Here is a 10,093-nt window from a genome sequence, read left to right on the forward strand (position 1 = left end):
AGCCGCTGTTCAATTACGTCTGAGGAGGCTTCAGTGTACACAGCCGTTGCCTCCTCATTCCTGTCGAAAAGAAGTCCCGAAAAGCCGCCACTGTCACGACGTTCTGAGCTTAGCTAAAGACGGATGACCCGCTGTGTGTCTCAATACTATTTTTCACGTTAGACTCGATAACAGGTGGATAATCAGTATATCGTTTATTATCGGAGCGACTGGCACGATTACATCTTTGATAATGTCGTCGTGCCAGCAAACTATGTCGAAGACTCCATTATCAAGGACTCACATTGATTGCTCGACGGTGAGCGCGACATTCGTGATACATATAACCTGATGTATCTATTCTCAAAACATCAGGAAGACAATTATGAACAATGTAAGCAAGCCTAACAAGCACCTTTGATTTATAATCTGACAAGAGGCGCCTTGATTAATTTGCGACCCAAGACATCCAGAGACACATCTATATTCTAATCCCTGTCCTCGAAATCACGGATATCGAGAAGCATGCCATGTCGATGAAAGAGATAACCACAGTGGTCTGAAATTTGATCTCTCGATGGTGAATTGTCTTTGTTGCTGCCGCCACCAATGTATAACGACGGTTCAAATTCTCCTTCTGGTTGGAAAACTGAGATAGTCTCTTCGACCTGTTCGCCGCTCTTATTCATGGCTTCGACAGTTGCTCGAAGTTCATCTGACTCGGGGAAGGGTTGACCTGGACCCCGGACGGAAGTCAGGATGTGATTGGCCCGAAGGCTGCGTGCGATGTCCGCTACCTTGATATGGTACTCCGGAGGATATAGCGCATTCATGTTACATGAACCTCCTCGACATTCGAGAAGATGGGCTGGATACTGGTAGGCGTTCATGCTAGAATCACCATCCATTAGTTCACATACCGTTTCGAGAAGCGGATCAAGGGTTCCGATTGGAACAACATGCGTTACTCGCGGATGAAGACCAATGGTTCCGTCCCCATGTTGACGAAGCAAATCATTGAGGCCTAGTACTGTCGCTCCTGGGCCAATGTTCCCGACTCCTCCGTATTCTGCGAAATCTGCAACATTGGAGAGGCGATTGAACCGTTCCCGGTCAAGGCCTGGAAGCTGATCAATGTGCTTTTCAAGAGTTTTGTCGTGATCGGGTTTAGTAGTCGCTTGGATTTCGTCACAGTCAATTGGCAGGTCGGGGAGTTCGTCGGGTAGAGGAGGGAGGTAGTGTTTCATACATATTAATGCTAGCCGGATAGGTTTAAGAGTTCGTCAGAAATGACTAAAATTATCAGATGTGTTCCATCTACAATATTAAACGAGCTATCACTCCTAAAATTCGCTCGTGTATGGCAATTCATTTGTTCTGTCTGGTAAAGATCTCGTCGAGAGTTCATACCATCTTACCTTCGGTAGGTAGCGTCTCAATCCCGTCCTGATCGAGCGTCGGCAGTAGTCGATCAAAGACTTCTGTTGCTGTCTCAACAGTGTCCCAGTTGAGGCTCATGTGTGGTCGTTCGTGGTTGTAGAAGGTGAGGAACTCGTCAAGATTTCCGACCCACCAGCCCTGCTTGACGTAGGTCTGGAAGAACCACTCGATTTTCCCATTGGATTGCGGCCGTCCTATCTTGCACCGTGTGTGGATGATGTCGGAGTCGTCAAGATACCGCTCAAACTTGTGGTCAAGACACAGTCGCTCACCCTGGTGTGTGTTAATAAACTCAGGGGGATACTCCGTGTCGGATTCCCTGCCCGGGTCTCCAGTTGGGGCATCTCGCTGCTTTCGCGGTATTCGTTGACCAGTTGCTGCACTCGTCGGCGACTAACCTCAAATTGATCAGCAACGAGCTGTGTGTCCAGATCATTGTCAACCACTCTCTGACAGATGTGCTCAATATTCTCCTGTTCCACTTTCACTTCGTCAGCACGATTCAGCGGAGAATAGTGCTGACGAAATCTCTCCAAGACACTACAGTGGTGTTCTCCGTGACAGTCACCTTGTAAGTGACAGAGACGGTGTCGGTGTCAATATCTCCACAGATGACGTCAAGTTCAGAGTCGACACCGCGAATGCACTGAAGATCGGGAACGGCGAGACACTTTGGAGGATAACATCAGCAGACGCAGGTGAAATCACCTCAATCACCTCCGGATTTGTCTCTTTGCCAGTAGCCACGCTGATGGTACTGGTCGTCGACTCGCCAGGTACCAGTTCCGTCTGTTCGACGCTTCAATTGAATTCTGCCAACGGACTTATACCAGCAAGCGACCAGCCACTTCTCAAGAGCACCATATGAATGAGCACCCACTGGATATGCCTCCACGCTATCAAAGACATTGTCAAGCTGATATTCCCACTATCTCGTTATTCGATCGGATCCCCAGATTGCCAGGCAGTGACCACCTCCCTGAGTAGGTCGGTATCGATGTCGCCGGCTTGCCAGTCGGCCACCGCGTTGCGGAGGCCATCGGTGTCGATAACTCCATCTTGATCTGTATACTCACCAACATCTGGTTCATCCGTTTCTTCGACCGTGAGAGATCTTGAATCGATATCCGAACCGGCATTCGCTGACGTAAGTTCGACTCGAATGCGTTGCTCACCCAACGTTTTGCCTTCGACTTCGAATGTTCTTGTCCTGTCTTCATCACTGCCGATAGTTCCGATTGTCTCCTGTGGCTCGGATACCGATACTCCCTCGGATGGATCGAGCGAAAGTTCGATATCATCCGCGGGCTCATCACCGACATTCGCAATCGTCACCACCATCTGGGAGGTCTGGTCTGGAGCGACCGTCGCGGGTTCCAGGCTGAGGTTTACGATTTCGACACTCGGTGGAATATCTGACCCCTCAATTACTGGTGTACTATTATTTAGTTCTGTTTCCAGATTCTCATCCGCATCTTTCACCTCTGTAACTGCCTGTTCAAAATCATCTTGCGGAGTGGAATCTTGTTCAAGTTCGCGCACGGCGGCAACTGCTCGAATCAGGAACGCACCCCGCTTCATCTCTGTATTCGCAGCGGTACTTACTAACTGACCCAATTGCTCTTCTTCGTCCTCCGACAGACCCCCGTTTCCGCGGAGAATCGTAGCCTGTCGGATCCGTTTCTCTTCGTCAGCACTCAGTTCGTCGTACCGATCCCCGATCGCTCCAATCAGGTTTCGGGTACGATTCGCATCTTCGTCATCAATCGCTTCCACGAGATCGTCAATCAGTGTATCTGTATCAATTGTGTCACTCATAGAGCATCACGCCGTGTCGGTGATATTGTTGACGACATTTTCGGAACCGGTGTAGATCTGTCGTGTCCGCACGATACCGAATCCGATATTGAATCCCGAGCTAATGACATCAACCAGGTCACGCACGATATTCCATATCGATCGAAGGAGCCCTGGGATATCGGAAACTCCAGCGTTTGCCAGTTCACCTGCAAGATTAATTAACTCTTCTAAGGCTTCTGACTCCGGATCCATCTCCTGTTCGGCCTGTTCAACTTGGGTTTCGATGGTTCCGAGTCCCGTTCGAGTCTCATCGGCAATCGTAGTGATATCATTGGTAAACTGTGGGTCATCAATCAACGAATCTGCGCTAAGAGTCGTGTTGAGATTGTCCAACTGCCCGTCGATGCTGAGAAGTTCAACCCCGGCGAGAATGCTATTTGCGATCTGGTCCGCAATCGGTTCGGCCAGGTCTTTGATAACACCACGAACGTTGTCAAACGTTGGACCCTCTTCGAGCCTCTTGATCCCCTCGTCCGCGGCGTCATCGATCTCAAGCAGCATCTCCGCGATCGTTAATGCCTCTTCAGCCGTTTTGAGTACAGCTGAGTACTCACTCAACAAATCTCGGATGAAGTTCCCGATCGCACTGGTAATTCGGCTGACAATCTGGTCGGCAAATTCGCCGAGAGCCTCTTTTGCAATCTTCTTCAGACTGTAGGAGGCTTCGACGAGTCCAATTACGATCCCCTTGGATGTCTGAAACAGCAGATCGAAGTCCGGCATCTCGTCTTCTGAAACGAGTTTCCCCCGTGACCAGTCATACTCTGCGAGGTTAATTGGAGTCGTATCGGTCAACCCCTCCAGCGTTCGGTTTACCATCGCCTCACCGAACACCATGCGTTCAAGTGCCTCCTCGGCAAGTTCACTGTCGATCTCTTCATCGTCTATCGCGTCTTCGATGGCTCGAATCTCTGCCTCAACTGTGTCTTCCTCCGATATCAGCGGCGTCGAAAGTTCGTCGATCCGTGGTGCGAGTCCAACAATATCATCACCCCCGAGTTTTTGTTTTTCAAATACCTCAAACTTCGATAACAACGTGATATCGAGTTCGACTGTTTCTCCCTCCTCAGCTTCGATGGTCTCCTCAAACTCTCTTTGTTCAAGTCCAAACTGATCGAAAATGAACACGAAATATTCGGTGTTTGGTTCAAGTGAAATCTGATATTCTCCAGCGTCGTTCGTGGTAGCCGCAGTCTGTTCACCGGTTTCTTCATTTTGTGCCTGGACCTCAATATCTTTGAGTGGGTTCCCTGCCGAGTCAGTTACGACCCCTATGATTTTGGTCTCCGGTTCCGGATCGGTCGGACACTCTTCGCCCCAGTTTGGCTGCTTTGCCTCGTTGCCCTCAAATCCTGCACCATCATCGAAACTATTTGGTTTTTCACTAATCTGTTCCACGCACCACCCCCCAATATCCTGATTGAACGAGGAAGAACCTAAGAACATATTACCCATATTGGTGACGTTGCTGGTGTTCCATCCCCCAATATCCTGATTGAACGAGGAAGAACCTAAGAACATACTACCCATATTGGTGACGTTGCTGGTGTTCCATCCCCCAATATCCTGATTGAACGAGGAAGCACGGGAGAACAACCGACCCATATCGGTGACGTTGCTGGTGTCCCATTCCCCAATATCCTGATTGAACGAGGAAGCACCGGAGAACATCCCACCCATATTGGTGACGTTGCTGGTGTTCCATCCCCCAATATCCTGATTGAACGAGGAAGCACTCAAGAACATATCAGGCATATCGGTGACGTTGCTGGTGTCCCATTCCCCAATATCCTGATTGAACGAGGAAGCACCGGAGAACATCCCACCCATATTGGTGACGTTGCTGGTGTTCCATTCCCCAATATCCTGATTGAACGAGGAAGCACCGTCGAACATCCCACCCATATCGGTGACGTTGCTGGTGTCCCATTCCCCAATATCCTGATTGAATGAGGAAGCAAATTGGAACATCCCCCGCATATTGGTGACGTTGCTGGTGTCCCATTCCCCAATGCCCTGATTGAACGAGGAAGCACTGAAGAACATCCCCCGCATATCTTCCACACTACTTGTGTCTGCATTTTCCAAGCCAAATTCACTCACCTCGGTCCCGACATCATCTTCTGTGAAACTACTGTCCTCAAAGTCATGCTCCTGAAGTACACCATTCTTAAACAACCCACTGCTGTCTGTGGGCAACACGACTGACGCTGAATCTGCCGTGACTGTCTGCGGGGCAAGGCCAGCGAACAATACTCCGCCAGCGCCGGTTTTCAGCAAGTCGCGTCGGTTGAACGAATTCTCACTCATCCAACCACCCCAATCGCATCCACGCAATTGACTGGCACCAATTGTTCGTCAACGCGGACCGTATCCGAGTTGAACCAGACCGGTACAATTGAGGTGTTCGTACTTCACTATCGCCCAATCCGTTCGTGCCTACACCGCCGGAGACAAATCCGGGTGAGATGTCCGACGTTTCAGTTCCTGACTCCACTGATCGACTCTTACACATCCTGTCCATGTAACTCACGGGCGGATTAAAAGTATAACTATAGTGTCAGATAATATTGTGATAGTGTAACTCAATAATTCTATGTTAATATTACACGCTCCCATTAGTAACACTCAAATAGGCATAATTGTTTCATTGTGTTCGGAAAGAGGTCTGATCTAGTTGACTTGTTCCCCAGACTGCCAGGCATTGACGACCTCTCGGAGCAGGTCGGTGTCGATGTCGCCGGCCTGCCAGTCGGCAACTGCTGCCCGCAGCCCATTTGTGCCAACAATATCTTCGTCGTTCGTGTAATCAGCGAGGGGAGACACTGGTTCCCGAATCGTGAGACGCCCAGTGGCAAGATCTGACCCCGCGTTCTCAGAGTCAACCGTGAGTTCGATCGACTGGCCACCGACCTCCGTTCCGGTTAGTTGAATTGTCACTTCAGCTGTTTCGGAGGCACTTAGCGATCCGAGAGTAAGTCCATCGGACTCGTACTCAATACCGTCTGATGAGTCGATACTGAGATTGACCCCCTCAGCTGTATCTTCACCTACGTTTTCGACCACACTCCGGATCGTCGTTTCCTCATCCACAGGAAATGTCGACCGGTCGATCGAGTCCAACCTTATTGTTACCGATGGTGGAATGTCGGATTCGGAGAGAACATCCTGTGTCGACGTAGTCTGGTCCTCTAATTCTGATTCTCCTTCCAGCAGTTCGTCCACCGCAGCTTGCGCGATATCTATCGTTTCGGCAAGTCTATTCTCCTCGGCTAGTTCCTCGTTTGCTTCGATGACCATCGTTGCGACAGTCAACAACATTCCCCGGGTGAATTGGACACTTCCATCGACACGGAAGAGAGCGTTCAACTCCGCAGCTTCGCCTACTGACGTTTCTTCAGTGTTCAGGTACACCGATTTCGACTGTGCAACACGTTGTTCTTCTGCATCACGGCGGTCATCGTACACACCCTCCAGTTCTGTCACCGTGCCACGCGCTGATTCGAACTCTCTATTCGATAACTCGGTAGCAAGCGTCTCAAGTAACGTCTCGACGTGATCGCTCATACGAACTCACCCCATCGATCCTCGACCGGTTCAATAGCTGCCAAGGTTTCGTTGACATCCGGAATCAAGTCTCTGAGTTCGTCTAATGTTATTGGATCTCCCTGTTGGACGCCAGCGATTCCCCAGGCGTGAGTCGTCATCAGAAGCCGGATCGATAGTTCTCCGACGAAGGTGCCGATTGCTTGAACGGCTGTTACGGCAAGGCCTGCTTTCGGTAGCAAGACCACCGAAACAAAAGTCACGGCGTCAACCGTATCGACGAGTTCACCATTACGAATCCCATCGACAATCTCGAAAGCGTCTTTGATAATCCCGGGAATATCTATTCTGTCACTCAACTCAAAGAGGAATGTATCGGTCGTCGAAGCGATCTCATTCATTAGGTTGGTCGCATTATCGCTTGCTTCCTGTGCGCCCTCCAATGTCCCATCGAGGCCCTTGTCAGTCAGAGTATCCGCGTTCAGTTCGGTGTTGAGATAGCTGAGACTGCTCTCGACATTTGTTAATTTATCAATGGGGATGAAAGCTGACGTTTCTTTGTTGAAAGCGCTAAATCCATCCCCTGTCTCAATTGTCTGCATGAGCGTGAGGTTTGCGACGGTCGCCGAGATGCTATCGGAGACGAACTCGAAAAACTCATCGCCATCGTCAAACTGTCCGTCAAGAATTCCGTTGTAAGCCTCCAAAGAGATACGGTTAATTTCTGACAGGGCTTCGCTTTGAAGTGCGTGAGAAAACCCATAACTCACAAGTTCCTCGACGGCAGCATCAAATTTCTCTCGAAGGATTTCATTATCAGGCACAAGTCGTCCAAGCCCTGCATTATCAGCCACTTCTGAAATTGAAATAGCGGAGAGGGCAATCCCAACGCCAAGCTCTATCGTGAACCTTGTCGTATCGACTGCGATTTTTTCATCCTCCACACCCTCCAGCGCAGTTGCTTCTCCAGTTTTGACCAGTAATCGGTACGAGATCTGCTCTCCAGTGTTGAGACGTCGAACGGCTTCCTCTGCGGTTTCGCTATCGAGACTACCATCGGAGAACTCGTCACGGATTCCGGAAACAACCGTCTCTACCTCTTCTGATTCAGAAAGAAAGACCGCTGCATCGTCGATCTCAGCCGCGGTATCGAGTTTTGCGTCAACAAGTTGCTCGAAAACGCTGGGTCCGACATCAACGGTTTGGGTACTCGTGGCAGAGTCACCATCCGTGTCGACGACGGTCAGTGTCACCGAAAACTCGTCCTGCTCTTCGAACTGAAATTCGGCAGTCTCGCCGGTCGCATCAGTTTCACCATCGTCGTTGAAATCCCAGCGATACTCCTCGATCTCGCCTTCAGATGTCGAAGCGTCGAAGGTGACTGTTTCTCCGACATCGGGAGACTCTGGTTCGAACGTGAATGACGCCTCCACTTCCGACGGATCAGACATGCCCGGGCCAGTCGGCCCTTGCTCCGCGAACACGTGATGGTGGCCGAGCGTTCCCAGAGTCACCCTGGTATCCTCACTCGAGCCCACAGACCCAACATCGATTGCATATACGTACCCATCTAAACTGCCGACGAAGGCGGTGCCATCGACGACCGTGGGCGACGATTGGATGCCGGTTTTGGCGTCACTTCGAAGGGGTTCGTCTCTGGTTTCGAAGCGCCACAGTTCTTCTCCAGTTTCTCTGTCAACTCCATACAGATTGTCGTCTGAGCTACCCACAACGACTGTGGAATCCGCGACAGTGGGCGAGGAACTAATGGCACCATCAGCTTCAAAGATCCATTTTTCGCTCCCATCATTTGCATCCACTGCATAGAGATTTCCGGCCCCACTTCCGACAAATACAGTCTTATCTAAAACCGTCGGTGAGGAGGTACCCGGTGCTTCCAAGCGCCAAACCTCGGAACCATCGTCCGAGTCGACTGCGTACAAGTTATTGTCACTACTGCCGAAGAAGACGGTGCCATTAGCCACCGTTGGCGATGAGATTACGAAATTGTTGGTTTCGAATCGCCATTGTTCGGTTCCGTCCGTCGCATTCACCGCGTATAGATTCTCGTCTCGACTCCCGACGAAGACAGTACCCTCCAGAACGGTTGGTGATGAATCGATCCAGTCACCTGTTTCGAAGACCCACTGTTCGGTACCGTCAGCTGCATCAACCGCGTGTAAATTTCCTTCGTAGTCCCCCAAGTAGACAGTCTCATTAGCGACAGTCGGTGAAGACCAGATCTCACCGCCAGGTGTCTCACCAGCATTATATCGCCACTGTTCAGTCCCATCAGAAGCGTCTACTCCGTATAAATTGCCATCCAAACTCCCGATGAAAACCGTTCCATCCACTACGGAGGGAGCAGAATCGATTTCACCGGCGGTTTTGAACTCCCACAGTTCAGTTCCATCACTTGCGTCCAGGGCGTACATACTAGTATCCCAACTTCCGATGAAGACGGTATCGTCGACGACTGTCGGTGATGAGTCGATGACGAAGTAGCCGGTTTCAAATTCCCAGATTAGATCACCACCGGACGTTTCTTGCGCGACAGCACTCTCCGTCAGTACGGTTGTCCCGGCCAATGTAATCCCACTGGTTTTCAAAAACGTCCGCCGGTCGAACGGGTACTCCGTCATGCGCTCACCTCTATCATGCTAGCGCAATCGTTCGAGACTGCATCCTTCCAAATCTGATAAAGCGACTGTCCTGCAAAAGTAACATTCGGGAGCACCTGACCGGTATACTTGTCTGTGATTGGATCAGATCGACTGGAAAGAATCTCCGCTCTATGTTCGTTACCCTTCCCGTTTAGGTCCGCGGAGCGATATCCACGACTTCGTTGGGTAGTTGATGCCTTGCGTACAAGTGTATTCCGCACACGGGTGGTTGATACTTCATCCCGAGTCGCTGTAATTATTATACTGTCATGCATTATCATCAAGCCACTTTGGAATGTAGTTCATTACACAAACCCAGGTTTAATAAGTAAAATGACACTAATTAGATCGAACTCCCTCAATACCAGTGAATCATCCACTGAAATTCTATTTCGTTGTCGGAGTTTCTCTGATATGATGTTCTCATTGATCGGTATTTATGAGTATAATTTGAAATTAAATATTACGATATCACTTAACTGTACTTCTGCGGTTTAATCACCAGTCAGTCAACCCCTTCACCATGGCCTCTCCAACTTCTTGAGCTTGCAGCAGTTCTAACCCTTCAGATTCCGCGATCTGGGTTGCCATTTCATACACCAGAG

At 50.0% G+C, this 10,093-nt stretch carries 5 protein-coding genes; all 5 read right to left on the minus strand.

Annotated elements, in window-relative coordinates:
* Positions 1 to 467: 467 nt before the first annotated feature.
* The 5 genes from EOW68_RS17880 to EOW68_RS17900 all read right to left on the minus strand — a co-directional run bounded on the left by EOW68_RS17880 (position 468) and on the right by EOW68_RS17900 (position 9,467).
* The gene (locus EOW68_RS17880; protein WP_128226516.1) at positions 468 to 1,226 is read right to left on the minus strand and encodes a hypothetical protein; all 759 of its coding nucleotides are present in this window, start codon (positions 1,224 to 1,226) and stop codon (positions 468 to 470) included.
* 1,129 nt (positions 1,227 to 2,355) lie between these two features.
* On the minus strand, positions 2,356 to 3,237 hold the full coding sequence (locus EOW68_RS17885) for a hypothetical protein (protein ID WP_128226517.1): 882 nt from the start codon (positions 3,235 to 3,237) through the stop codon (positions 2,356 to 2,358).
* 6 nt (positions 3,238 to 3,243) lie between these two features.
* The gene (locus EOW68_RS17890; protein WP_128226518.1) at positions 3,244 to 5,589 is read right to left on the minus strand and encodes a BspA family leucine-rich repeat surface protein; all 2,346 of its coding nucleotides are present in this window, start codon (positions 5,587 to 5,589) and stop codon (positions 3,244 to 3,246) included.
* 363 nt (positions 5,590 to 5,952) lie between these two features.
* Positions 5,953 to 6,846 carry a CARDB domain-containing protein gene (locus tag EOW68_RS17895; protein ID WP_128226519.1) on the minus strand — a complete coding sequence of 298 codons (894 nt, stop codon included), beginning with the start codon at positions 6,844 to 6,846 and terminating at the stop codon, positions 5,953 to 5,955.
* Positions 6,843 to 9,467 carry an outer membrane protein assembly factor BamB family protein gene (locus EOW68_RS17900; RefSeq protein ID WP_128226520.1) on the minus strand — a complete coding sequence of 875 codons (2,625 nt, stop codon included), beginning with the start codon at positions 9,465 to 9,467 and terminating at the stop codon, positions 6,843 to 6,845. The genes EOW68_RS17895 and EOW68_RS17900 overlap by 4 nt, the downstream gene beginning before the upstream one ends.
* Positions 9,468 to 10,093: the final 626 nt, after the last annotated feature.

This window comes from Halovenus amylolytica (assembly GCA_004015825.1).
GTDB classification, from domain to species: Archaea; Halobacteriota; Halobacteria; order Halobacteriales; family Haloarculaceae; genus Halovenus; species Halovenus amylolytica.

Bases quoted from the DNA above. Each gene is read 5' to 3' on its own strand.
- EOW68_RS17880 (WP_128226516.1), bottom strand. From the start codon at position 1,226: ATGAAACACTACCTCCCTCCTCTACCCGACGAACTCCCCGACCTGCCA.
- EOW68_RS17885 (WP_128226517.1), bottom strand. From the start codon at position 3,237: ATGAGTGACACAATTGATACAGATACACTGATTGACGATCTCGTGGAA.
- EOW68_RS17890 (WP_128226518.1), bottom strand. From the start codon at position 5,589: ATGAGTGAGAATTCGTTCAACCGACGCGACTTGCTGAAAACCGGCGCT.
- EOW68_RS17895 (WP_128226519.1), bottom strand. From the start codon at position 6,846: ATGAGCGATCACGTCGAGACGTTACTTGAGACGCTTGCTACCGAGTTA.
- EOW68_RS17900 (WP_128226520.1), bottom strand. From the start codon at position 9,467: ATGACGGAGTACCCGTTCGACCGGCGGACGTTTTTGAAAACCAGTGGG.